Here is a 25,788-nt window from a genome sequence, read left to right as displayed (position 1 = left end):
GGTTACCGGGGGAGGGGTGGTGCTATGGCGGCGTCGGCAGGCGCTTGGACATGGTGAAGGGGTCCGAGGCATCGCGAGGAAAGTTAGCGAGCTTAGCATGACTTTCCGGCGCTGCCGAATCGACAGGATCGATGGACCGCTCTACCGGACGCCTTTCGCCAGGCCCTGACCTTGCACATCCGCTGGATAAGCAGTCGCGATCCGCTGCCCACTCGCCACCCCGTTCGTCAGACCGCGGCGGATCAGGAGATGGAAGGCCGACTTCCATTGATCGGCGACAACAGCGAAGCGCTCGATAAGCCAAACGGTTGAGTTACTCTCTGTGCAGGGTCCGGCTACGCACCGGACCCAGCCTGAACGAGGATAAGAACCGTGGATATGAACCGTCGGCAATTCTTCAAGGTCGCTGGAGTCGGCCTTGCGGGATCCAGCCTGGCGGCGTTAGGCATGGCTCCCACAGCCGCCTTTGCCGACCAGGTGCGCCATTTCAAACTGGCGCACACCGTGGAAACCCGTAACACCTGTCCCTACTGCTCGGTCGGCTGCGGCCTGATCATGTACAGCATGGGCGACCGGGCCAAGAACGTGGCCCAGAACATCATTCACATCGAGGGCGACGCCGACCACCCGGTCAATCGCGGCACCCTCTGCCCGAAGGGCGCTGGCCTGCTGGATTTCATCCACAGCCCCAATCGCCTCAAGTACCCCGAAGTCCGCAAGCCCGGCAGCAACGAGTGGACCCGCATCAGCTGGGACGAGGCGCTCGGGCGCATCGCCACCCTGATGAAGGAAGACCGCGATGCCAACTTCATCGCCACCAACGACAAGGGCCAGACGGTCAATCGCTGGCTGACCACGGGCTTCCTGGCCGCCTCGGCGTCCTCCAATGAAACCGGTTATCTGACGCACAAGATCGCACGGAGTCTGGGCCTGCTGGCCTTCGACAACCAGGCGCGCGTCTGACACGGCCCGACGGTGGCAGGTCTTGCCCCGACGTTTGGCCGTGGTGCGATGACGAATCATTGGAGCGACATCAAGAACGCCAATCTCGTCCTCATCATGGGCGGCAATGCCGCTGAAGCCCATCCGTGCGGCTTCAAGTGGGTCACCGAGGCCAAGGCGCACAACAACGCCCGGCTGATCGTGGTCGATCCGCGTTTCACCCGTTCCGCCTCGGTGGCGGATTACTACGCGCCGATCCGTACCGGCAGCGACATCGCCTTCCTGGGCGGGCTGATCAATTACTTGATCACGAACGACAAGATCCAGCAGGAGTACGTCCGCAACTACACCGACGCCGGCTTCCTGGTGAAGGAAGGCTTCACCTTCGAGGATGGCCTGTACAACGGCTACGATGCGGAGAAGCGCACCTACACCGACAAGGTGAACTGGGGCTATCAGATCGGCGATGACGGCTTCGTCAAGATCGATCCGACCCTGCAGGATCCGCGCTGCGTCTTCCAGCTGATGAAGCAGCACTACAGCCGCTACACCCTGGAGGTGGCCAGCCAGACCTGCGGCACGCCGCCGGAGGCGATCCAGAAGGTCTGGGCCGAGATCGCCGAGACCTCGGCGCCCGGTCGCGTCATGACCATCCTCTATGCCCTGGGCTGGACCCAGCACTCCATCGGCGCGCAGATCATCCGCTGCGGTGCCATGGTGCAACTGCTGCTGGGCAACATCGGCATGCCCGGTGGCGGCATGAACGCCCTGCGCGGTCACTCCAACATCCAGGGCCTTACCGACCTGGGTCTGCTGTCGATCCAACTGCCCGGCTACCTGACCATCGGCGGTGACGGCGAGCAGGACTACAACGCCTTCATCACCAAGCGCGCCAGCAAGCCGCTGCGCCCGGGGCAGCTGAGCTACTGGCAGAACTACGGCAAGTTTCACGTCAGCCTGATGAAGGCCTGGTACGGCGACAAGGCCACCAAGGACAACGACTGGTGCTACCACTGGTTGCCCAAGGTGGATGTCACCGGCGCCGGCTACGACGTCCTGCGCTACTTCGACATGATGGGCAAGGGCCAGGTCAACGGCTATGTCTGCCAGGGCTTCAACCCCATCGCCGCCTTCCCCAACAAGGCCAAGGTGATGCGCGGGCTGTCCAAGCTCAAGTGGCTGGTGATCATGGACCCGCTGGCCACCGAGACCTCCGAGTTCTGGCGCAACCACGGCGATCACAACGATGTGAACACCGCCGAGATCCAGACCGAGGTGTTCCGCCTGCCCACCACCTGCTTCGCCGAGGAAGACGGCTCCCTGGTCAACTCCAGCCGCTGGCTGCAGTGGCACTACAAGGGCGCCGAGGCACCCGGCGAAGGGCGCAGCGACATCGCCATCATGTCCGAGCTGTTCCTCAAGCTGCGCGAGGCTTATGCCAGGGAGGGCGGGGCCTTCCCCGATCCCATCCTGGGGCTGTCCTGGCCCTACGCCAAGCCCGAGGAGCCGGCCCCCGAGGAGCTGGCCAAGGAGTTCAACGGCTACGCCGTCACCGATGTGCTGGATGCCAAGGGCGCGGTCTCGGCCAAGGCCGGCCAGCAACTCGCCGGTTTCGGCCAGCTGATGGACGACGGCAGCACGGCGTCGGGTTGCTGGATCTTCTGCGGGTCCTGGACCGAGCAGGGCAACCAGATGGCGCGGCGCGACAACAGCGATCCCTTCCATATGGGGCAGACCCTGGGCTGGGCCTGGTCGTGGCCGAACAACAGACGCATCCTCTACAACCGTGCCTCCTCGGATCTCCAGGGCAAGCCCTGGGACCCGAGCAAGAAGCTGGTGTGGTGGAACGACAAGGCGCAGAAGTGGGGCGGTACCGACGTGCCCGACTACAAGATCGACGCCAAGCCGGCCGATGGCATGAGTCCCTTCATCATGAACCCCGAAGGGGTGGCGCGCTTCTTCGCCCTGGACAAGATGGCTGAAGGGCCCTTCCCGGAGCACTACGAGCCGTTCGAGACCCCCATCGGCGTCAACCCGCTGCACCCCAACAACCGCAAGGCCCTCAACAGCCCGGCGGCGCGGGTGCTCAAGGACGACTGGGCGGACTTCGGTGATCGCAAGGATTTCCCCTATGCGGCCACCACCTACCGCCTGACCGAGCACTTCCACTACTGGAGCAAGCACTGCCGCCTCAACGCCATCATCCAGCCGGAGCAATTCGTCGAGATCGGCGAGGTGCTGGCCAAGCAGAAGGGCATCGCCGCCGGCGATCTGGTGCGCGTCACCTCCAAGCGCGGCCACATCGTCTGCAAGGCGGTGGTGACCAAGCGGATCCGTCCGCTGCAGGTCAACGGCGAGACGGTGCACCACGTCGGCATCCCCATCCACTGGGGCTTCTCCGGTGTGGCGCGGATGGGTTATCTGGCCAACACCCTGACCCCCTTCGTGGGTGACGGGAACACCCAGACACCCGAGTTCAAGTCGTTCCTCGTCAACGTGGAGAAAGCGTGATGGCCAGTCAGGATATCTATGCCCGCTCCGCGACCACCACGGCCTACACCTCGGTGCGCACCCAGGCGGAAGTGGCCAAGCTGATCGACGTGTCCAAGTGCATCGGCTGCAAGGCCTGCCAGGTCGCCTGCTCGGAATGGAACGAGTTGCGCGACGAGGTGGGCCATACCCATGGCACCTACGACAACCCGGCGGACCTCACCGCGGACTCCTGGACGCTGATGCGCTTCACTGAGCACGAGGACGAGGCCGGCAAACTGGAGTGGCTGATCCGCAAGGACGGCTGCATGCACTGCGCCGAGCCGGGTTGCCTCAAGGCCTGTCCGAGTCCGGGGGCCATCGTCAAGTACGCCAACGGCATCGTCGACTTCAACCAGGATCACTGCATCGGTTGCGGCTACTGCATCGCCGGTTGCCCCTTCGACATCCCGCGGATCTCGAAGAAGGACAACAAGGCCTACAAGTGCTCGCTGTGTTCGGACCGGGTCGGAGTCGGCCTGGAACCGGCCTGCGTGAAGACCTGCCCGACCGGCGCCATCACCTTCGGCACCAAGGACGCCATGAAGGAGCACGCCGCCGAGCGCATCGTCGATCTCAAGAGCCGCGGCTACGAGAACGCCGGTCTGTACGACCCGGTTGGGGTAGGGGGCACCCACGTCATGTACGTGCTGCACCATGCCGACCAGCCGCAGCTGTACAACCACCTGCCCAAGGATCCGACCATCAGCCCCACCGTGGGCCTGTGGAAGGGCTTCACCAAGCCCCTGGCGCTGTTCGCCATGGGCGCGGCGGTGCTGGCCGGCTTCTTCCACTACGTGCGTGTCGGCCCCAACCGGACCGATGACGACGACGAGGTGGTCGAGGCGCCGCCCCGTTCCGAGGGCGATACGCCCAGGGGCGAGGTCAAGCAGCTGAGTCCGTCCGTGCAGATCTTCGATCCGCACGACAAGCAGCCCTAGCAGGGGTACGCCCCCGGCTTGGCCGGGGGCGTCCTGGGAGATCGAGATGAAACCTGAAATCCAGCGTTACAACGCCAACGAGCGGACCAACCACTGGATCGTGGCGATCCTGTTCTTCATGGCCGGGCTGTCGGGGCTGGCGCTGTTCCATCCCGCGCTGTTCTGGCTTTCGAACCTGTTCGGCGGCGGCACCTGGACGCGCATCCTGCATCCCTTCATGGGTGTGGCGATGTTCGTGTTCTTCGCCTTTCTGGTGATCCGCTTCTGGCGGCACAACAAGATCGGTCGCGAGGACGCCCAGTGGCTCAAGCAGATCAACGACGTCCTGAACAACCGCGAGGAAAAGCTGCCACCGATCGACAAGTACAACCCCGGGCAGAAGATCCTGTTCTGGGTGCTGCTGGCCTGCATGCTGGTCCTCTTGGTCAGCGGCGTGGTCATCTGGCGGCAGTACTTCGCCCACCTGTTCCCCATCCCGGTGATCCGCCTGGGCGCCCTGGCCCATGCCGTCGCCGCCTTTGTGCTGGTGCTGTCGATCATCGTGCACATCTATGCCGGGATCTGGATCAAGGGTTCGGTGACCGCGATGATGACCGGCTGGGTGAGCCGGGCCTGGGCCAAGAAGCACCACTCGCTGTGGTACGAGAAGGTCACCCGCGAGAAGAAGTGAGCCCTTTGCTGTTGGGCTTCGCTGCGCTCAACCCAACCTACCGGATGAGGTACGCGGCATTTTTTGCCCCCTCTCCCTCCGGGAGAGGGTTGGGGTGAGGGCAGCAGAGCCCGCACCCCAACCCGCCCGCTATCCTGAATCCTCTCTTCCACCGTTCTGCTAAGGAGCCCTGCCATGGCGGGCCAGATCCTCGAGCCCGGCGAAATCGAAGCCGCGGCCGTCAATCCCGATTTCATCCTGCTACCCGGTGGCGAGCTGTTCGGCTATCGCGCCGACCGCCTGCGCCTGCTGGCCACCGGCAATGCCCTGGGCGACTACCTGTTGTTGATGGCCGAGGTGTGCGAAGCCCAGCAAGGGGTCTTCGACCGCCTCGCGCCCCTGCCGCTGGACGAGGCGCGCAGCGCCCGGAGTCTGCAGCACGGCCTGCCACCCCTGGGCTACGACACCCTGGTCCGCGAAGGCGACTGGCTGCCCGCGCTGGATGCCCTGCTGGAGACCCTCACGCTCTCTCAGGCACCGGTGCAGGCCGCCCTGGACGAACTGCGCCAGGCCGATACCGGCCAGCGCAAAGCCTGGGCCATCGCCCTGCTGGCGGGCAGCTACGAGCTGGTGCCGGCCGGCGTGGTGCCCTTCCTCGGCGCCGCCCTGCAGGTGGCCTGGACCCACTGGCTGCAACGCAGCGACTTCAGCGCCCTGCGCGAACAGGGCAGCCAGACGGCCTGCCCCTGCTGCGGCGCGCCGCCCATGGCCGGCGTCATCCATCACCTGGGCAAGGCCAATGGCCTGAGGTACCTCACCTGTTCGCTGTGCGCCTGCGAATGGCACTTCGTGCGGGTCAAGTGCAGCCACTGCGAGACGGGCAAGGGGCTGGGCTACTACTCCCTGAGCACCGACGACGCCAACGCCCAGAAGGCCCCGCTGCGCGCCGAGACCTGTGCCCACTGCAAGACCTACCTCAAGCACCTCTATCGCGACCACGACGCCCGCAGCGAACCCCTGTCCGCCGACCTCGCCAGCCTGGTGCTGGACGTGCGCCTGGCGGAAGAGGGCTACGAGCGCCACGCGCCCAACCTGCTGTTCGCCCCGGGCTAGACCGGGCATGGCGACCGCCCGGGGCAGGGCGGTCGCCGCTTCTGTTTCCGCATATGGCGGGCTGCTCCGCCCGGGCCTCTGTAGGCGCACGCTCCCCGGTTGCGCTTCGTGAAGCCAAGCCGCGCGAACCTCGGCGAAGCGGTCGCCAACGTTGCTTATCGCGCCAAGAGTCGCTCGAGGATGCCCTGTCACCTCCGGGTCATCTTGCAGAGCCAGTCTATCGAGGGGCACAAAACCTTCTATCACGCCGGGCGGCGAAGCCGTCTAGTATGGAGATTGCGCCGCTTCGTCGGTGTGCCCATCTGATGAGGGGATAACAATGACCGCAACGTCCGCTTCGCCCATGGTGGGGCTCTCTCCGGAGCCGGCTCGACGCCGGCATCGGTGTCTGTCGAGCCCCTAGGCCGACGCGACCGGAACCACGCCTTCTGCAGGCCGTGCTGCTGTCGCGGCTGACAACCGGATGAACAAGACCCTGAGGTAGCCAAGAAGATGTCGACCGAATCCAAGTGCCCGTTCAATCACGCCGCCGGCGGCGGTACCACCAACAAGGATTGGTGGCCGAACCAGCTCAATCTCAACTTCCTGCACCAGCATTCCTCGCTCTCCGATCCCATGGGCGAGGAATTCGACTACGCCACCGAATTCAAGAGCCTCGACCTGGAAGCGGTAAAGGCCGACCTGCGTGCCGTGATGACCGATTCCCAGGACTGGTGGCCGGCTGACTTCGGTCACTATGGCCCGCTGTTCGTGCGGATGGCCTGGCACAGCGCCGGCACCTATCGCGTCGGTGACGGCCGTGGCGGCGCCGGTCAGGGTCAGCAGCGCTTCGCGCCGCTCAACAGCTGGCCGGACAACGTCAGCCTGGACAAGGCGCGCCGGCTGATCTGGCCGGTCAAGCAGAAGTATGGCCGCAAGATCTCCTGGGCCGACCTCATCGTGCTCACCGGCAACGTCGCCCTGGAATCCATGGGCTTCAAGACCTTCGGCTTTTCCGGCGGTCGCCAGGACGTCTGGGAACCGGACGACGCGGTGTTCTGGGGCTCGGAGACCGTCTGGCTGGGGGGCGATGTCCGCTACGGCGAGCACAAGCAGATGGAGCAGCCCGGTGACGGCGTGCTGACCGCACAGCCCGAGCAGCATCCGGTCGAGCAGAGCCGCAACCTGGGTTCCAGCCGCATGCTGGAGAACCCGCTGGCTGCCGTGCAGATGGGCCTGATCTACGTGAACCCCGAAGGTCCCAACGGCAATCCCGATCCGGTGGCCTCGGCCCATGACATTCGCGAAACCTTTGGCCGCATGGCCATGAACGACGAGGAAACCGTCGCCTTGATCGCCGGCGGCCACGCCTTCGGCAAGACCCACGGTGCGGGCCCGGCCACCAGCGTCGGTGCCGAGCCGGAAGCGGCCGACCTGGAACAGCAGGGCTTCGGCTGGCAGAACAGCTATGGCACCGGCAAGGGCGCCGACACCATCACCAGCGGCCTCGAAGTGACCTGGACCTCCACGCCGACCCGCTGGAGCAACGAATACTTCGAGAACATGTTCAAGTTCGAGTGGGAGCTGTTCAAGAGCCCGGCCGGTGCCCACCAGTGGCGGCCCAAGGACGGCGCCGGTGCCAATGCCGTGCCCGATGCCCACGATCCCAGCAAGCGTCACCAGCCGACCATGCTGACCTCGGACCTGGCGCTGCGCTTCGATCCGGCCTACGAGAAGATCTCCCGCCGCTTCCTGGAAAATCCGGACCAGCTGGCCGATGCCTTCGCCCGTGCCTGGTTCAAGCTGACCCACAGGGACATGGGGCCGCTGGCCCGTTACCTGGGCCCGGAAACCCCGGCCGAGGAGCTGCTTTGGCAGGACCCGCTGCCCAAGGCTGAAGGTGCGCCCCTGGGCGAGGCCGAGGTCAAGGCGCTCAAGGACAAGCTGGCCGCGTCCGGCCTGAGCGTGTCCGAACTGGTCGGCACCGCCTGGGCGGCGGCTTCCACCTTCCGCGGCTCCGACAAGCGCGGCGGGGCCAATGGCGGCCGGCTGCGCCTGGCGCCGCAAAAGGACTGGGCCGTCAACCAGCCGGCGCAACTGGCCAAGGTGCTGGGTGTGCTGGAGGGTATCCAGCGTGACTTCCAAGGGCAGGGCAAGCAGGTGTCCATCGCCGACCTGATCGTGCTGGCCGGTAGCGTCGGGGTGGAAAAGGCCGCCCAGGCGGCGGGGCACTCGATCAGCGTTCCCTTCACCCCGGGTCGCGTGGATGCCTCCCAGGAACAGACCGATGTGCAATCCTTCGGGCACCTGGAGCCCTGGGCCGACGGCTTCCGCAACTACGTGGGCGGGGAGTTCAAGGTCAAGCCGGAATTCCTGCTGGTGGACAAGGCGCATCTGCTGAATTTGACCGCGCCGGAACTGACGGTGCTGCTGGGTGGCCTGCGCGTGCTGGACATCAACGTGGGCGGCGCCAAGCACGGCGTCTTCACCCAGCGGCCGCAGACCCTGACCAACGACTTCTTCGTCAACCTGCTGGACATGGCCACCGAATGGAAGGCCACCGGTCCGGACAAGGCCACCTTCGAAGGTCGCGATCGCAAGACCGGGGCCGTGAAGTGGACCGGTACCCGGGTCGATCTGGTGTTCGGCTCCCACGCCCAGCTGCGCGCCCTGAGCGAGGTCTACGGCAGTGCCGACGCCCAGGAGAAGTTCGTCAAGGACTTCGTCAAGGTCTGGACCAAGGTGATGGAGCTGGATCGTTTCGATCTGCGCTGATCGCCATGCGGTGACGGAAAACGCCTCCTTCGGGAGGCGTTTTTTTTGGCCTCGCCAGCGACCCGCCGTTCATCCCCGATCAGTGGCGAGTCTCGCGGAGGCCACAGCCTGGAGCCATTCCGGCGCCCCCGGCGCGAGGGTCCGCCAGCCTTAAGCAAACCCTAAGCGCCCCTTAAGGAGCGCGTAACCCGGGAGATACAAACTGCGCTAAACACCCAGAGGCTGTCCCCCATGGAAGCGCTTGCCGAACTCTCCCTCAGTCTGGTCGAAGGCCCCATCCGCCCCGATCTGTGCCGCGATGAAGTCCTCGCCGATCTGTTCGAGGCCACCGCGGCGCGGGCGCCGGAGCGACCCGCCCTGCTCGAAGGCGAGCGCAGCCTGAGCTACGGCGAACTGAACGCCTGGGCCGACCGCGCCGCCTCGCGGCTGTTGGCCGACGGCGCCGGGCCCGGCCGCGTGGTCGGCCTCTGGCTGCCGCGCGGCATCGAGCTGCTGGTGATGCAGCTGGCCATCGCCAAGACCGGCGCCGCCTGGCTGCCCTGCGATGCCGAAACCCCGGCCGACCGCGTGGCCCTGTGCCTGGAAGACGCCCAGGCGGTAGGCGTGATCACCGGGGCGCCCTTCGCCGATCTGCTGGCGCGCCCCGGGTTGCACTGCTGGACCCCCGACGCGCTGAGCGTCGCCCTGGGCAGCGGCGAAACCCTGCGCCGGCGCGGCCTGGTCTCTCCGGACAATCTGGCCTATCTGATCTACACCTCCGGCTCCACCGGCAAGCCCAAGGGCATCGGCATCCGCCAGGACAGCATCTGCCACTTCCTGCGCAGCGAGAATTCGCTGCTCGGTATCGAGGCCGGCGACCGGGTCTACCAGGGTTTCTCGGTGGCCTTCGACATGTCCTTCGAAGAGATCTGGATCAGCTACCTGGTGGGCGCCACCCTCTGGCTGGCCCCGCGCGAGATCACCGCCGATCCCGAGGCCCTGGCCCGCGCCCTGAGCGCCAATCGCATCAGCGTGCTGCACGTGGTGCCGACCCTGCTGGCGCTGCTGCCGGAAGACGTCCCCAGCCTGCGCCTGATCAACCTGGGCGGCGAGATGTGCCCCGAGCCCCTGGTGGCGCGCTGGAGCCGGCCGCAACGGCGGCTGTTCAACACCTATGGCCCCAGCGAGGCCACCGTCTCGGCGAGTCTGGCGCAGCTGCAACCGGGCGAGCCGGTGACCATTGGCCGGCCGCTGCCCAACTACAGCCTGCTGGTGGTGCCTGCCGATGCCAGCCAGCCGCTGGCGCTGCTGCCGCGCGACCAGGTGGGCGAACTCTGCATCACCGGTCCCGGCGTGGCCGATGGCTACCTGGGCCGCCCGGAGCTGACCGCCGAGAAATTCCTGCCCAATCCCTGGAGCACCGGCAGTCACGATCTCAAGCTCTATCGCACCGGTGACCTGGCGCGGGTCGACGAACACGGGCAGGTGCACTGCCTGGGCCGGGTCGATGACCAGGTGAAGATCCGCGGCTATCGCGTCGAACTGGGCGAGATCGAAGCCACCCTGGCCCGCCAACCCGGGGTCGGGACCGTGGCCGTGGTGCTGCGCGAAGAGGGCGGCGTGGAGCAACTGGTGGCCTTCCTGGTCGGCGATGGCGGCCCGCTGCCACGCAGCGACCTGCTGCGCACCGAACTGGCCGGCTGCCTGCCGCTGTACATGGTGCCCAGCCGCTTCGAGTGGCTCGGCGAGATGCCACGGCTGAATTCCGGCAAGATCGATCGCAAGCAACTGCGGGCCCGCCCCCTGGCCATCGCTGCGGTGGCGCCGGTCGCTCCGGCCAGCGGCGCCCTGGGTGCGCTGCTGGCGGCCACCGCCGAACTCTTCCCCGGTCAGCCGCTGCACGCCGAGATGGATTTCTTCGACGACCTGGGCGGGCACTCGCTGTTCGCCGCCCGGCTGGTCTCGCGCCTGCGCCAGGATCCGCGCTATGCCAGTGCCACGGTCAAGGCGGTCTATGCCGGCCGCACCCTGGGCGCCATCGCCGAGGCCCTGGAGGCCGACGCCGCCGAAGCGGGCGCAACGACGGCCACCGAGGCCTGGGCGCCACCCAGCCGCTGGCGGCGCTGGCGCTGTGGCCTGGCCCAGGCGGTAGCCCTGCCGCCGCTGCTGACCCTGCGCCTGGGCCGCTGGCTGGCGCCCTTCCTGGCCTTCCCGCTGCTGATCCATTCCGGCACCGCGCTGCCCCTGGCGATGCTGACCGCCCTCAGCCTGTTCGTCCTGGCCATCGGCCTGGAATTCGCCGTGGCCGTGGTGGGCAAGCGCCTCACCGGCCGCCTGCAGCCCGGTCGCTATCCGCTCTGGGGACTGACCTACTACCGCTGGTGGCTGGGTGAGCGTTTCCTCGCTCTGGCGCCGGCCTACCTGCTCAGCGGCTCGCCCCTGGCGCGGGGCTGGCTGCGCCTGCTTGGCGCACGCGTCGGCGCCGAAGCCTTCGTCGGCACCCTGACCCTGCGCGTCCCCGAGTTGCTGACCCTGGGGCAGGGCGCCAGCCTGGGCAACGGCGTCAATTTCGAAAACGCCCGGGTGCTGCGCGGCGAATTGCTGCTCGGCGCCGTGACCCTGGGGCGCGAAGCCCAGGTCGGCTCCTATGCCATCCTCGAAGGCGACACCGCCCTCGGTGACGGTGCGCGCCTGCAGGCCCAATCCGCCCTGCGCAGCGGTCAGCGCATCCCGGCCGGCCGCCACTGGGGCGGCGCGCCGGCCCGCGATCAGGGTGCCGCCGGTGCCCGCGTGCTGCCGCCGGCCCCGGTGTCCCGTGCCCAGCGTGCCCTGCTCAAGGGCCTCTATGCCCTCAGCGGCCTGGTGGTCTCGGTGCTGTTCTTCATGCCGCTGTTTCCCCTGGCGCTGCTGATCGACGAACTGGAAAGCTTTGGTGGACTACCCTGGTGGCACACCTCTTCGCTGCTGCTCGATGCCCTGCAGTACGGCGTACTGGCCCTGCCGCTTGGCGTGGTCAGCGTCGCCCTGACCCTGCTCGGCTGCGCCCTGGCGCGGCGGCTGATCCTGCCACGCCTGGAAGAAGGCCAGTGGTCGATCGACAGCCTCTTCTACTGGCGCAAGTGGCTGGCCAACCTGATCCAGGAGTCGGCGCTGCAAAGCTTGCAGGGCCTCTATGCCACCGTCTATTCGGCGCTCTGGTATCGCCTGCTGGGTGCCCGGGTCGGTCGCGATGCCGAGATATCCACCGCCCAGGGTCCGGTCTCCTCGTTGCTGGAGCTGGGCGCCGAGACCTTTATCGCCGATGCCGTGATGCTCGGTGACGAACAGGTCGCCCAGGGCTGGATGACCCTCAGACGCACCTCCATCGCCCGGCGCAGTTTCGTCGGCAACGGCGCCTATGTCGCCGACGGCTGCCACATCCCCGAAGACGCCCTGATCGGTGTCCTGGGTCGACTCGACGAGGGTGTGCCCCTGCGCCAGGGCGAAACCTGGCTCGGCTCGCCGGCGGTCCGGCTGCCGGCGCGGGAAACCCTGACCGGCTACCCGGAAAGCCTGACCTTCCGCCCGGCCCCCTGGCGCCGGGTGGCGCGTGGCCTGATCGAAGCCCTGCGCATCGTGCTGCCCACCGGCTTCACCGTGGCCGCCGGCTGCGCCATCGCCGAGGCCTTGGTGCCGCTGTGGCAGCAGGGCGCCTGGCTGCAGCTGCTCGGCGAGACCCTGCTGGCCGGCAGCGCCTTCGCCCTGGCCAGCTTCCTGGTCGTGCTGGGGCTCAAGTGGCTGGTGGTGGGCCGTTATCGTCCGCGTTCGGCGCCCATGTGGACCTTTTTCGTCTGGCGCAGCGAAGCCATCACCAGCCTCTACGAAACCCTGGCGGTGCCCAATCTGCTCGGCACCCTGCGCGGCACGCCCTGGCTGCCGCTGGCGCTGCGCCTGCTCGGCGCCCGCCTGGGTCGCGGCACCTACCTGGATACCACCGACCTCACCGAATTCGACTGCGTGCGCCTCGGTGACCACGGCGAACTCAACGCCCTGGCCGGTCCCCAGACCCACCTGTTCGAAGACCGGGTGATGAAGGTCGGCGAAGTCGAGCTGGGGGCCGGGGTCAACCTGGGGCCGCGCAGCGTGGTGCTCTATGGCGCCCGCGTCGGCGACGACGTGGAACTGGGTCCGCTGTCGCTGGTGATGAAGGGCGAAACCCTGCCGGGTCGCTCGCGCTGGGAGGGTAACCCCGTTCAGCCCCGGCGCTAGCACTGTCACACAACCATAAAGACAGCCCCGGATACTCCGCCCCGTACAACAATGACGGGGCAAGGCGATGACGGCGTGGGTACGACGGATCAGGATCGGACGGACCGGCTGGCTGCTGGCCTTGGCGCTGCTGCTGGCACTGGGGGTGACCCAGGGCCTGCGCAGCAGCCATCTGGACAGCCAGTTGCTGTTCTGGCTCGGCCAGCAGTGGCAGAGCGAACCCCGAACCTCCCTGGAACTGGGTCGCTACCGGGTGGCGGTGGAAGCCAAGACGGTGGCCGGGGTCACCGAGAATCTGTCCGACCTCAGCTACGACCCGGAGCGGGATCGGCTCTGGGCGGTGGTCAACAATCCGCCGGAGTTGCTGGCCCTGAGCCGTGACGGCGAGCTGCTGCAACGCCATCGCCTGGAAGGCTTCGACGACGTCGAAGGCGTGACCTATCTGGGCAACGACCGCCTGCTACTGGCGGAAGAGGGCGCCAACGCCCTGACCCTGGTAGGCATCCCCGAAGGCGACGACGTGCTCCGGCGCAAGGACTATCGCAGCCTGACCCTGGATCTCTTCCCCCGCGCCAACCAGGGCTTCGAAGGCCTGGACTACGACGCCGCCCGCGATCGCCTGTTCGTGGTCAAGGAGCACTCGCCGCGCAAGCTCTATGAAATCCGGGGCCTGCTCAGGAGCTTCGACGGCGACTTCGCCCTGCGCATCATCGATCGCCAGGCCTGGCTGGACCAGGCGCCCAGCACCGGCGACCTTTCCGCGGTCCATGTCGATCGCCGCACCGGCCACCTGCTGCTGCTCAGCGACGAGTCGCGGGTGCTGATCGAGCTCGATGACCAGGGCCATACCCTGGATACCCGTTCCCTGGTGGCGCCCTTCGGCGGCCTGTCACGGCGGATCCGCCAGCCCGAGGGCGTCACCCTGGATACCGCCGGCAACCTCTATGTGGTCAGCGAACCCAATCTGTTCTATCGCTACCAGAAGCGCTGATCAGACGCCGCCCAGTCGCTCCAGCACGGCAGGGGTGTCCTGGGCGCCCATGGCGCGGGCCACGCTCAGCGCCGTGTTGCCGGCGGCGTCCCGGGCCTTGGGATCGGCGCCGCGGGCGACCAGCAATTCCACCATCTGCACGTGATTGAACATGGCCGCCATCATCAGTGCGGTCTTGCCGTCGGGCATGGCGCCCTCCACGGCGGCGCCGTGCTCCAGCAGCAGTTCGGCCATCGGCAGGTTGTTCTTGAAGGCCGCCCCGGCCAGGGGCGACTGGCCCATGTCGTTGGCGAGGTTCGGATCGGCCCGGTGCTCCAGCAGGACACGACTGGCCTCCAGGTGACCGTGGTAGCTGGCCAGCATCAGCAGGCTGTCGCCCTTGTGATTGCGCAGATTGGGCGTCAGCCCCTTTTCCAGCACCAGGGCCAGCACCTCGGCATTGCCGGTGCGCGCGAGGTTGAACACCTCGGTGGCGAATTCCTGGGCTTCTTCATCGGTCATGCGCTGGGGACCGTCTGCGGTCATGGGGTTCTCCTGGGCTAAGGCGGACGGGACCCTCGGGGTCCCGGGCGATAGGAGGGCAGACCCGAACGGCAGGAGGGAGTTCTCCCGCAGCGGCGAAACAAGGCCGCCGCACGTGCCTGTATGGCGGACGCGCAGTAGTTTTATAAGCGGCTCTCAGCCGAAGGTGGCGTGGGTCTCGGCATAGGCCTGCAATTCCGCCACGCTGTAGTTGCCGACCATCAGCACCGGGCCATGGGCCGTGCCGATCTGCGCCGGCAGGGTGTCCAGAAAACCACCGGTAGGGGTCACCCCGAGGTTGGTGTATTCGGCGGCCGGCAGATGGAATTCGGCGATCAGGCGCGCCGCTTCGGCGATTCCGGCGGCCACGCTGAGCGGATGCAGGGCCGCCCCCAGTGGATTGACCTGGCCACCGTTGTCGCCGTTGAACAGGTGGCCGACCTTGGCCGCCGCCTGGGTCAGGTCGTGCTGGTCGGCCTGGGCACCGATCAGGAACAGCGAGCCATAGTGGGGCAGGCTGCCGCCACCCTCGGCCTGGCTGACGAAGCTCGGCGCGAAGGGCTGTTCGCCGCGGATGTCGGAGCTGTAGTTGGCCACCGGATCGCCCAGGGTGACCACATTGACGAAATTGCCCCCATGGCCCACGGCCTGAGCATCGCGGGGAATGCCCGAGGCCTCGAAGCTGATGCCGCCGAGACCGGTCTGCTGGGCGACGTAGGCCGCCGAGATGCCACCTAGGGAGTGGCCGGTGACGAAGATGTCCTGGGTGCCATAACCCTGCTTGGCCGCCGCCTCGATGACCTGGTGGGCGAAGTCCAGCGACTGCCGCTGGGCGCTGGAGACCTGCTGGCCGAGGATCTGCAGATCGCTCAGCAGGCCACCGGCGGTGGAGAGGGGATCGATCAGCAGATTCTCGCCTCTAGTGGTGCCGGCATAGGTGATGAGCACCTGGTTCTCGGCGGTGATCCAGGTGTGGGCCGTGGCGCCGTTGAGCGAGTTGTGCAGCGTCAGCTGATGGCCATCGACGAGGAACGGCCGCATGCCGTCGGGCGTGCCACCCAGTACGTACTCGCTGATGGCGCCGTTGAGGAATTCGCTGACGGTAGGGGTGCTGGCCGAGTGGGTCTGCGCCAGCGGCGTGGCCGCGGCGCTCTTCAGCGTGTGCAGGTAGGTGAAGTTGCCGAGGCTGACGATGTCGCTGCTGTCGAGCAGGCCATCGCTGGCCCAGAGGGAGGATTTCTTGGACATGACGGCACCTTTGTTATTGTCGTGAGGTGGACGTGGTGGCCAGGGCCCTCCACACCAAGACCGCGGCAGGTGGCTGGGAAGAGCCCGCGAAACCATCCTAGGACGGGCTCTGGCACGCGGCAAACCGGGAACCCGGGGGTCATTTCCGGACGCCCCGGGTCCGGGTTCGGGCCGCTCTCTCCCAGGGCGGGACGAGCCTGCGGCAGTCCGGCGCCCCTGGTCGACCCGCCGCGGGTTCGGGCTACACTGGGGGTCGACTCGACCCAAGAGGCTCCCATGACCGCCATCCGCCTGCCGTCCATCGACCGCCTGCTGCGCCATCCCGCTTCGCGTCCGCTGGAGGAGCGCCACGGTCGCGAGCAGGTCCTTGGCGGCTATCGCTCGCTGCTGGACGATCTGCGCGAGGCCCTGAGGGCCGGCACCCTGACCGCGGTGGAGGTGGAGGAGGGCGTGCTGGCCGGCCGTCTGGGCGAGCGCCTGGCGTTGCACAGCCAGCCGCGGGTGCGGCGGGTGTTCAACCTCACCGGCACGGTGCTGCACACCAACCTGGGGCGGGCGCTGCTGGCGGAAGAGGCCATCGCCGCGGTAGTCGAGGCCGCGCGTCAGCCGATGAATCTGGAATTCGACCTGGCTACCGGCAAGCGCGGCGATCGCGACGACCTGGTCGCCGACCTGGTGCGCGAACTCACCGGCGCCGAGGCGGTGACGGTGGTCAACAACAACGCCGCGGCGGTCCTGCTGGCCCTGCATGCCATAGGCGCACGCAAGGAAGGGGTGCTGTCCCGCGGCGAGCTGATCGAGATCGGTGGCGCCTTCCGCATCCCCGACATCATGGCCCGCGCCGGGGTCAAGCTGGTGGAGGTGGGCACCACCAACCGTACCCATGCCCGCGACTACGAAGCCGCCATCGGCCCGCGCACCGCGCTGCTGATGCGGGTGCACACCAGCAACTACAGCGTCCAGGGCTTTACCGCCAGCGTGGCTACGGCGGAGCTGGCCGCCATCGCCCGCGCCCATAAAGTGCCGCTGTTGGAAGACCTGGGCAGCGGCACCCTGGTGGACCTGACCCGTTGGGGACTGCCCGCCGAACCCACGGTGCAGCAGGCCCTGCGCGACGGCGCCGACCTGGTGACCTTCAGTGGCGACAAGCTGCTCGGCGGCCCCCAGTGCGGCCTCATCGTCGGTCGCCGCGACCTCATCGAGCGCATCAAGAAGAATCCGCTCAAGCGGGCGTTGCGGGTCGACAAGCTGACCCTGGCCGCCCTGGAGGCGACCCTGGCGCTCTATCGCGATCCGGATCGACTGGCCGAGCGGTTGCCCAGCCTGCGCCTGCTGTCGCGCCCGGCCGAGGCCATCACCACCCAGGCCGAGCGGCTGCTACCGGCCTTCGCCGCCGTGCTGGGCACGACCTATGCGGTCAGCGTGGAGCCGGCGCTCGGCATGATCGGCAGTGGCGCCCAGCCGGTGGCCCGCCTGCCCGGGGCGGCGCTGTGCTGTCGCCCCCAGGTCAGCAAGCGCCTGCGTGGGCGCGCCTTGCGACAACTGGAAGAAGGCCTGCGCCAGCTACCCATCCCGGTGGTGGGGCGCATCGACGCCGATGCGCTCTGGCTGGACCTGCGCCAGCTCGACGACGAAGCCGCCTTTCTCGCGCAATTGCCAGCGCTGCTGCTGCCGGAGATTCGTTAACGGACGACCCAGCGCTGCCGGGCCCAATTGCTCAGCAGATCCACGCCCAGCACCAGCACCAGCATGCCGAGGATCACGGTGGCGGCCTGGGCCTGCTGGAACAGGCTCAGGCTGAAGTACAGCTGCTGCCCCAGGCCACCAGCGCCGACGAAGCCGAGGATGCTGGCCATGCGGATATTGTTTTCCCAGCGATAGAGCAGATAGGCCAGCAACTGCGGCCAGACCGCCGGCAGGGTGCCGTAGAGAAAGGCCGCCAGCGCGCCACCGCCGGCCAGGCGAATGGCTTCGGCCGGCGCCTTGGGGGTGTTTTCCAGGGCTTCGGCGAACAGCCGACCGAGCACCCCGGCGGTGTGCAGGGCCAGCGCCAGGGTGCCGGCGTTGGGTCCCAGGCCGGCGGCCAGCACCATCAGCGCCGCCCAGACCAGTTCTGGCACGGCGCGCAGGGCATTGAGCAGCAGCCGTGCCAGCGCCAGGGCGCCCAGGCCTAGGCGCCCGGCCGCCGGCAGCGCCAGCAGGATGCCGAGCAGCCCGGCGAGCAGGGTACCCAGGGCCGACATGGCCAGGGTTTCCACCGCGCCATGGGCCACGGCCGACAGCTGGGCGAGGGAGAAGTCCGGCTGGAGAAAGTCGGCCAGGAAGCTGCCCATCTGGCCCAGGGCGCGGGCACTGAGCAACTCACCGAAGGCGGTGCCCAGGTAGCTGGCGGACGCCACCAGGGCGGTGCCCATGGCCAGCACCGTCAGAGTGCCCCGGCCCCGGCCCTGACCGCGCTCCACCTGGCGCAGCAGGCGACTGAGCACATCGGCCAGGAGCACCAGCACCAGGAAGGTCAGCAGCAGGCTGGCCACCTCGCCACCGGCGAACATGCGCAGCGACAGATCGACCTGCTGGCCGAGCCCGCCGGCGCCGACGAAGCCCATCACCACCGAGGCGCGAATGGCGCACTCCCAGCGATAGACGCTGTAGGAAATCATCTCGCCCGCGGCGTTGGGCAGCACGCCATAGACGAAGGCCTGCAGGCGACCGGCGCCCTGCAGCAGCAGGGCCCGCGCCGGACGGGGATCGACCGATTCGAAGATTTCCGCATAGACCTTGCCCAGCATGCCGCCATAGGTGATGGCGATGGCCAGCACCCCGGCGGTCGGCCCCAGGCCCACGGCGCGGACGAACAGCAGCGCCCAGACGATCTCCGGCACGCTGCGCAGGACGATCAGCACCCCGCGGACCAGTCCGCGGAGCAGGCGCGGCAGGCGGCCTGGACGGCCGCCGCGGGGCAGGGCGGAGATCGACAGCACACGGGTGGCGAGCAGGGCGGCGGGCAGGGCGATCAGCGCGGCCAGGGCCATGCCCAGGGTGGCGATGGCCAGGGTTTCCAGGGTGGCGCGGCCGAGCACGGCGAGAAAGTCGGCGTCATGGGCGGGCGGCCAGAAGCCGGCGAGAAAGTGGCCCATGGTGCGGGCGTTGTCGCCGGTGAAGAGACCCGGCAGATCGAATTCCGCCAGGCGCAGCGTCGGCCAGGCCAGCAGCAGGGCCAGCAGGGTGAGCAGCAGACGAGGCCGGGCGGCCGGGTCCTGGCGAGGCGAGGTCAGCATCGCGGCAGGTCGAGCGGCGTCTCGGCCGGGGCCGGGGCCGGAGCGGCGGGCGGCAGGGTGGTGCTCAAGCCCTCGTTGGCATAGAGCGCGGCGAGATCGGCCGGGGTGACGGCACTGGCGGGCTTGTCCCACAGCAGCCGACCGGCCCGCAGACCGAGGATGCGCGGAAAGTGCTGCAACGCCAGTTCGACGTTGTGCAGGCTGGTGACCAGGGTAGTGCCCTGGCGCGCCGCGGCGTCGCTCAGCACCTCCAGGGTATGGGCGGCCAGCACCGGGTCCATGGCCGACACGGGTTCGTCGGCGAGCAGCAGCTGCGGCTGCTGGTAGAGCGCCCGGGCGATGCCGATGCGCTGCAACTGGCCCCCGGACAGCTGATCGCAGGAGGAGTAGAGCCGATCGGCGAGATCCAGCGGCGTCAGGGCCGCCGCGGCGCCGGCGCGATCCAGCGGATGCACCAGGCTGACCAGGCTGCGCGCCAGCGACCACTGGCCGAGACGGCCGGCCAGCACCGCAGTGATGACCCGCTGGCGCGCCGGCAAGGGCGGCGCCTGGTGGATCAGGCCGATACGGGCGCGCAACTGACGCCGCGCCCGGTTGCCCAGGCTCCAGGGCTGCTGGCCGAGCAGCTCCAGCTCACCCGCGAGCGGCCGCAGCCCGGTGGCCAGCAGGCGCAGCAGGCTGGTCTTGCCCGCCCCGGACGGACCGATCAGCGCGACCTGCTCACCCTGTTGCAGGTTGAGGTCGAGATCGGCCAGGGCGGGCGAGCCGTCGGCGTGTACCAGCGTCACGCCCCTGAGGGCGAGACTCACTTGAGCAGGCCGGCCGCCAGGGCGGAAGCCTCGATGCTCTTGTAGTTGTCCGGCGAGGTCGGCACGAAGCGGCTGGCCGCCTGCAGGTCGAGGATCGCCTTGTCGGCCGGCTTGGCCGGATCCAGGTCGAGGAAGGCCTGCTTGATCTTGGCCGCCAGTTGCGGATCCAGATTGCCGCGCACCGTCCAGTTGTAGTCGTAGTAGGCCGGGGTGGTGGAGATGACCCGGACCTTGCTGGTGTCGACCTTGCCGGCGTCGACCAGCTTCTTCCACACCGAGGCGTTGAGCACGCCGGCATCGGCCTTGCCCGCGGCGACCCAGGCGACGGTGGCGTCATGGGCGCCGGAATAGGCCACCCGCGAGAAGAACTGCTCGGGAACGATGCCGTCCTGCTGCATGAAGTAGCGCGGCATCAGGCTGCCTGAGGTGGAAGAGACCGAACCGAAGGCGAAGGTCTTGCCCTTGAGGTCCTGCAGGGTCTTCACGGCCGGGTCGGCGGTGATGAACTTGCTGGTGAACTGCTGATCTTCTGCGCGCTGCACCAGGGGGGTCATCGGCGCCTTGCGCTGCGCCTGGACGAAGGTGAAACCGCCGAACCAGGCCAGGTCCAGGCGATCCGAGGCCATGGCTTCCACCACGCCGGCATAGTCGGACACCGGGACGAATTTCACCGGCATGCCCAGGCGCTGCTCCAGGTATTCACCCAGCGGCTTGAACTTGCGGATCAGCTCGGTGGGCGCCTCGTCGGGAATGGCCGAGACGCGCAGTTCGTCGGCGGCGTGGGAGAGCAGGGAAGTCAGGGACAGGGCCAGGCCTGCTGCCAGGGCCAGCGAACGCTTGAGCATGGGTTTCTCCGGTTCAATAGCGGAAAAAAAGGGGCTGCAGTATAGGGGGTGGCGCTGTTTTGCGCAGCCGTCACGAGGCCGCTGGCCTGGCAGGATGCAGCTGCGGCGTGGCGTGACGGCTCTGGGAAGGGGTTAGGCAGCGGACGCGACTCGGCGTGCGGGTCCGCTGCGGTGGTGTCAGGACGGGTCGGCGAGCACTCAGGTCTCGTCGAAGAAACGCTCGTTCCAGTCCACCAGGGGTTGCGGCGAATTGAGCTTCTGCCCGTAGATCACCGCATAGGCCAGCACGTTCTGCACGTATTGCCGCGTCTCGTCGAAGGGAATGGTCTCCACCCAGACATCGAAGGCCAGGTGGCGGGCGCCCGTCAGCCAGCGCTTCACCCGCCCCGGGCCGGCGTTGTAGGCGGCCGAGGCCAGCACCCGGTTGCCGTTGAACTGGGCATGGACCATGGACAGATAGGCGGTGCCCAACTGGATGTTCTTCTCCGGGGTCAGCGCCTGTTGCGGCGAGGCCAGGGGAATGGCGAACTTGCTGGCGGTATGGCTGGCGGTGGCCGGCATCAGCTGCATCAACCCCATGGCGCCCACCCCGGAGCGTGCATCGGCCATGAAGCCGCTCTCCTGGCGGGTGATGGCGAACACCCAGCTGCTGTGCAGACCGCGGGTCTGGGCCTCGCGCACGAAGCTTTCGCGATAGGCGATGGGGAAGCGGATGTCCAGGTCGTCCCAGTACTTGGCCAGGCTGATGGTGCGAATCGCCGGGAAGTACCACTGCATGTCGTAGGCCATGCGGGCCTGGGCCACCAGTTCGTCACGGTTGAAGTGACGGCTGACATAGAACCACTCGCGGCGAGCATTGATCGGCTCGCCACGGGCGATGAATTCCAGGGCCCGCTGCACGCCGGGGGTGTTGCGCACCTTGCGCTTGAGGGCGTCGCTGAGCATCAGCGGCTTGTTGTTGAGCTGATAGGGCGCCTTGCTGCGGTCGGCGGCAAGGAAGCCATAGTAGTCGCGCTCGCGACTGACCTCGGCGTATTCCCGCAGCACCGCCGGACTCTGCGGCTGCATCAGCTCCAGGGTCCGGGCGCGCCAGTATTCCCAGCGATTGGCCTTGGCCAGGCTCGGCGGAAAGCGCTCGATCAGCGCATGGGCATCGCTCCAGCGACCCAGGCGCAGCAGCAGGCGGGCGCGCCATTCGCTGACGTCGTCGTCCCGCAACTCGGGATCATAGCGCTCCATCAGCGGCAGGGCGCGCGGATCGAAGTTCTTCGCCAGGGTCAGGCCGATCTGGCGGGCGATGGCGACCTTTTCATCGCGGGTGAAGGGCATGCGCTGGCTGTAGATTTCGAGCAGGCTCATGGCCTGTTCCGGATCCTGGCGCGCCAGCTTGCGCAGGCCCAGGCCGACCACGTCGGCGAGACTCTCGCTGGCCGGGGCGAAGGCCTGGACATTGGCGATCTGCTGCGGCTTCTGGGCCACGTCGATCAGCCGCTGGGCCTGGCCGGACAGCGTCGGCAACTGGGCGGACAGGGTGCGCACCAGGCCGTACTCGCCCTTGTCGGCGGCCAGCTTGGCACGCTCCCAGACGCGCTCCTCGGTGAGTTGCCCGCGCGCCGCCCAGGCCTGGAACAGGCCGTCGCAGGTGGTCGGCTGGGCCTTGCCCACCAGCCAGTATTTCTCCGCCAGTTTGAAGCCCTCGCTGGCATTGCCCTGGGCGATCAGGTACTGGCCGTGCAGGCAGTCCAGCTCGGTGAAGTTGAAGTCCGGCGAATAGTATTTCTCGAAGCGATTCCAGTCGCCGCGATCGGCCAGGCTGCGCAGCCAGCGCAGGCGCAGCCAGTTGGACTGCGGCAGATCGCCGTGCTCGGCGAGAAAGGTCTCGATCTCGGCATCGCTGGCCCCGGGAACGCGCTTGATCAGCTCGTCATAGGCCAGGTAAGGCTCCAGCGGATAGGTGCGCAATTCACCGCGATTGGCCAGGTAGACACTGGCATCGCCGCGGTCCAGCGCCGCCTTGGCCTGGTCGTAGAGTTGCCGCTGCTGCTCCAGGGGAGCGGCTTGCGAGGTGGTGGAGCCGATCAGGGGAGCGAGGAGCAGGGGCAGGATGACGAACAGGCGACCGCGCATGGGAATTCCGTAAAAGCTGGATGCGGAGGGGGCGGCGCGCACTGCGCAAGGCAAGCGGCCGACCGTCACGGGGCAGTCTAGCTTACGTGCCGGCGCCAGGCGGCGAAAGCGTCGGCCATGGCCTGCCGTCGGGCGGTCCGGGCGTTTCGCCGGCTCGTGTCGACCGGCGCCGGGGTGGGCGTCTCTGCTAGACTGGCTGGCCTTTTTCGCGGAGAAACCCATGGCGCTGCTCAAGTTCACCAACGTATCCCTGGCCTTTGGCGTCACCCCCTTGCTGGACGGGGTGTCCTGGCAGATCGAGCGGGGCGAGCGGGTATGCATCATCGGCCGCAACGGCACCGGCAAATCCAGCCTCCTGCGCATCGTCAAGGGCGAGCAGCAGGCCGATGACGGCGAGGTCTGGCGCGCCCCGGCGCTGAAGATCGGCGAACTGCCGCAGGAATTGCCGCGCGCCGACGACCGCTCGGTGTTCGACGTGGTGGCCGCGGGCCTGGCCGGCGTCGGCGAATTGCTCGCCGAGTACCATCACCTGACCCAGGACACCAGCGGCGAACTGGATATGGAGCGGCTCATGCACGTCCAGCAGGAGCTGGAGGCCCGCGATGGCTGGCGCCTGCAGCAACTGGTGGAAAGCACCCTGAGCCGGCTGCAGCTGCCGGCGGAAAAGACCCTCGCCGAACTGTCCGGCGGCTGGCGGCGGCGCGTGCTGCTGGCCCAGGCGCTGGTGGCCGAGCCGGATCTGCTGCTGCTCGACGAACCCACCAACCACTTGGACATCGGCGCCATCGCCTGGCTGGAAGACGCCCTGCGCGGCTATCCGGGCGCCGTGCTGTTCATCACCCACGACCGTGCCTTCCTCCAGGCCCTGGCCACCCGCATCCTCGAACTGGATCGCGGCAACCTGATCGACTGGCAGGGCGACTACGCCAGCTTCCTGGTGCACAAGGAGCAGCAACTGGCGGCCGAAGAGACCGCCAACGCCCTGTTCGACAAGCGCCTGGCCCAGGAAGAAGTCTGGATCCGCCAGGGCATCAAGGCCCGGCGTACCCGCAACGAAGGTCGGGTCCGTGCGCTCAAGGCCATGCGCAACGAACGTAGCGAGCGCCGCGAACGCCAGGGCAAGGCCAATCTGCTGCTGGAAACCGCCGACAAGTCCGGCAAGCAGGTCATCCTCGCCGAGCACATGAGCTATGCCCATCCCGGCGGCGAACCCCTGATCCGCGACCTGACCCTGCTGATCCAGCGCGGCGATCGCATCGGCCTGCTCGGTCCCAACGGCTCGGGCAAGACCACCCTGCTCAAGCTGCTGCTGGGTGACCTCCAGCCCACCGCCGGCAAGATCCAGTACGGCACCAAGCTGGAGATCGCCTATTTCGACCAGCTGCGCCTGCAACTGGAACCGGAAAAGACGGTGATCGACAACCTCGCCGAGGGTCGCGAATTCATCACCATCAACGGCCAGGATCGGCATGTGCTGAGCTACCTGGGCGACTTCCTGTTCAGCCCCCAGCGTGCCCGCACGCCGGTCAAGGCGCTGTCCGGTGGCGAACGCGCGCGCCTGCTGCTGGCCAAGCTGTTCAGCAAGCCGGCCAACCTGCTGGTGCTGGACGAACCCACCAACGACCTCGACGTCGAGACCCTGGAGCTGCTGGAAGAGGTGCTGCTGAGTTTCGAGGGCACGGTGCTGATGGTCAGCCACGACCGGGCCTTCCTCGACAACGTGGTGACCAGCACCCTGGTGTTCGAGGGGGAAGGGCGGGTCCGCGAATACGTCGGTGGCTACCAGGACTGGCTGCGCCAGGGCGGCTCGCCGCGTCTGCTCGGCGTGCAGACCCGGGAGGACAGCAAGCCGGCGCCGGCCAAGGCCGAACCCGCGTCCGCTGCGGCACCCGTGGCCGCTGCCGCCGCGCCGGCCAAGCGCAAGCTCAGCTACAAGGAACAGCGTGAGCTGGACGCCCTGCCAGGCGCCATCGAAACCGCGGAGATCGAATTGGAGGCCCTGCAGACCGCCATTGCCGATCCGGGCTTCTACCAGCTGCCGAACGAGGTCACCCAGGCCAAGCTCGCCCGAATGGATGCGCTGCAGGCCGAACTGGATCGCCTCATCGAACGCTGGGCCGAACTGGAATAATCCAGCCCGGCCGCGGGATCAGGCCTTATCTTTCTTCAAGGCTACCGCCAGGGTATCGCAGGGCGCGCCGTGCAGCAGGTCGTTGGACGTCGAGCCCAGCAGCAGCGCCAGGCCGTGACGACCGTGGCTGCCGACCACGATCAGGTCGCATCCCTGTTCCTTGGCCATGCGGTGGATTTCCTGGCGCGGTTGGCCGTAGGCCAGCACGCAATTGCCGGCCAGCTCCGCATACTGGGTAGTGAAACCGTCCAGTCGCTCGCGGGCCTGCTCGATCTGCTGCTGCTGCAGCGACGACAAGTCCATGGGCACGTCGCCGCCAAAGGCCATGGCCATGGGCTCGACCACGTGCACCAGCGACACCTTGCTGCCACAGCACTGACCCAGGGCAACCGCACGGCGGATCACCGGCTGGCAATCTTCGGTCAGGTCGACGGCAACCAATATGTGTTGGTAGGCCATACACATCTCTCCTTCATGATGGGGCGCCAGACCGTACCGTGGCTGGCGCTCGATTCGCAGGCTCTAGCCCACTTGTAGTTTCGACTCCAGGAGTCGGGGATAGCTCCACGGCTATCTTGCACAGAAGCGCGCCAAGCTCAAGCGCCCGCCACGCGAACCCCGCTCGCGCTTTCCCCGTGCGTCCCAATTGACAAGCGCCCGCTTTTGCCAGAAGGTTGTGCGA

At 67.7% G+C, this 25,788-nt stretch carries 16 protein-coding genes and 1 pseudogene; 9 read left to right on the top strand and 8 right to left on the bottom strand.

The features are described 5' to 3' along the window. Positions 1-372 precede the first annotated feature (372 nt). From fdnG to PSK12I2_RS0110680, 7 genes are all read left to right on the top strand, one after another. Positions 373-3,453 (top strand): formate dehydrogenase-N subunit alpha, encoded by a 3,081-nt coding sequence (fdnG, locus tag PSK12I2_RS0110710; protein WP_139346960.1) that lies wholly within the window; start codon positions 373-375, stop codon positions 3,451-3,453. After that, positions 3,453-4,412, top strand: coding sequence for a formate dehydrogenase subunit beta (fdxH, locus tag PSK12I2_RS0110705; protein WP_027598383.1), 960 nt, complete (start codon positions 3,453-3,455; stop codon positions 4,410-4,412). Before fdnG ends, fdxH begins: the two co-directional genes overlap by 1 nt. 46 nt (positions 4,413-4,458) lie before the next feature. Continuing rightward, entirely contained in the window at positions 4,459-5,082 is a 624-nt protein-coding gene (locus tag PSK12I2_RS0110700) for a formate dehydrogenase subunit gamma (RefSeq protein ID WP_007162369.1), read from the top strand. 174 nt (positions 5,083-5,256) lie between these two features. Further along, positions 5,257-6,174, top strand: a complete 918-nt coding sequence (fdhE, locus tag PSK12I2_RS0110695) for a formate dehydrogenase accessory protein FdhE (protein WP_027598382.1) — start codon at positions 5,257-5,259, stop codon at positions 6,172-6,174. Between the two features lie 492 nt (positions 6,175-6,666). After that, positions 6,667-8,928, top strand: a complete 2,262-nt coding sequence (katG, locus tag PSK12I2_RS0110690; RefSeq protein WP_027598381.1) for a catalase/peroxidase HPI — start codon at positions 6,667-6,669, stop codon at positions 8,926-8,928. A gap of 231 nt (positions 8,929-9,159) precedes the next feature. Beyond that, positions 9,160-13,155 carry a Pls/PosA family non-ribosomal peptide synthetase gene (locus tag PSK12I2_RS0110685; RefSeq protein ID WP_027598380.1) on the top strand — a complete coding sequence of 1,332 codons (3,996 nt, stop codon included), beginning with the start codon at positions 9,160-9,162 and terminating at the stop codon, positions 13,153-13,155. 67 nt (positions 13,156-13,222) lie between these two features. Then, complete coding sequence (locus tag PSK12I2_RS0110680; protein WP_027598379.1) at positions 13,223-14,146, top strand: SdiA-regulated domain-containing protein; 924 nt, start codon at positions 13,223-13,225, stop codon at positions 14,144-14,146. Here PSK12I2_RS0110680 and PSK12I2_RS0110675 read toward each other — a convergent pair whose 3' ends face one another. Together PSK12I2_RS0110675 and PSK12I2_RS0110670 are read right to left on the bottom strand one after the other, a co-directional pair. Beyond that, on the bottom strand, positions 14,147-14,671 hold the full coding sequence (locus tag PSK12I2_RS0110675; RefSeq protein WP_007162373.1) for an ankyrin repeat domain-containing protein: 525 nt from the start codon (positions 14,669-14,671) through the stop codon (positions 14,147-14,149). A gap of 153 nt (positions 14,672-14,824) precedes the next feature. After that, positions 14,825-15,916: a hypothetical protein gene (locus PSK12I2_RS0110670; RefSeq protein ID WP_027598378.1), complete on the bottom strand. Its 1,092-nt coding sequence runs from the start codon at positions 15,914-15,916 to the stop codon at positions 14,825-14,827. A 276-nt stretch (positions 15,917-16,192) separates the two neighbouring features. On the opposite strand from PSK12I2_RS0110670, the gene selA reads away from it, so the two are divergent. After that, positions 16,193-17,602: an L-seryl-tRNA(Sec) selenium transferase gene (gene selA, locus PSK12I2_RS0110665; RefSeq protein ID WP_027598377.1), complete on the top strand. Its 1,410-nt coding sequence runs from the start codon at positions 16,193-16,195 to the stop codon at positions 17,600-17,602. Here the strand turns inward: selA and phnE are convergent. The 5 genes and pseudogenes from phnE to PSK12I2_RS0110645 form a co-directional block, all read right to left on the bottom strand. Next, positions 17,599-18,330: a phosphonate ABC transporter, permease protein PhnE gene (phnE, locus tag PSK12I2_RS25230; protein WP_256203974.1), complete on the bottom strand. Its 732-nt coding sequence runs from the start codon at positions 18,328-18,330 to the stop codon at positions 17,599-17,601. The genes selA and phnE overlap by 4 nt on opposite strands. A 51-nt stretch (positions 18,331-18,381) precedes the next feature. Next, a pseudogene (locus tag PSK12I2_RS25225) lies at positions 18,382-19,194 on the bottom strand (PhnE/PtxC family ABC transporter permease); the annotation flags it as partial. Next, positions 19,188-20,003, bottom strand: coding sequence for a phosphonate ABC transporter ATP-binding protein (locus tag PSK12I2_RS0110655; RefSeq protein ID WP_027598375.1), 816 nt, complete (start codon positions 20,001-20,003; stop codon positions 19,188-19,190). The gene PSK12I2_RS0110655 and the pseudogene PSK12I2_RS25225, both read right to left, overlap by 7 nt. Then, the gene (locus PSK12I2_RS0110650) at positions 20,000-20,848 is read right to left on the bottom strand and encodes a putative selenate ABC transporter substrate-binding protein (RefSeq protein ID WP_007162378.1); all 849 of its coding nucleotides are present in this window, start codon (positions 20,846-20,848) and stop codon (positions 20,000-20,002) included. The genes PSK12I2_RS0110655 and PSK12I2_RS0110650 overlap by 4 nt, the downstream gene beginning before the upstream one ends. 198 nt (positions 20,849-21,046) lie before the next feature. Then, positions 21,047-22,975 (bottom strand): transglycosylase SLT domain-containing protein, encoded by a 1,929-nt coding sequence (locus PSK12I2_RS0110645; RefSeq protein ID WP_027598374.1) that lies wholly within the window; start codon positions 22,973-22,975, stop codon positions 21,047-21,049. Between the two features lie 220 nt (positions 22,976-23,195). Between PSK12I2_RS0110645 and PSK12I2_RS0110640 the strand changes: the two genes are divergently transcribed. Beyond that, positions 23,196-25,106: an ATP-binding cassette domain-containing protein gene (locus PSK12I2_RS0110640; RefSeq protein ID WP_027598373.1), complete on the top strand. Its 1,911-nt coding sequence runs from the start codon at positions 23,196-23,198 to the stop codon at positions 25,104-25,106. 18 nt (positions 25,107-25,124) lie between these two features. Here the strand turns inward: PSK12I2_RS0110640 and PSK12I2_RS0110635 are convergent, their stop codons facing one another. Then, positions 25,125-25,565 carry a universal stress protein gene (locus PSK12I2_RS0110635; RefSeq protein WP_007162381.1) on the bottom strand — a complete coding sequence of 147 codons (441 nt, stop codon included), beginning with the start codon at positions 25,563-25,565 and terminating at the stop codon, positions 25,125-25,127. Positions 25,566-25,788 lie beyond the last annotated feature (223 nt).

This window comes from Pseudomonas sp. MOIL14HWK12:I2 (assembly GCF_000510745.1).
GTDB classification, from domain to species: domain Bacteria; phylum Pseudomonadota; class Gammaproteobacteria; order Pseudomonadales; family Pseudomonadaceae; genus Chryseomonas; species Chryseomonas oryzihabitans.
This window is presented reverse-complemented; position numbering and strand designations above follow the sequence as displayed.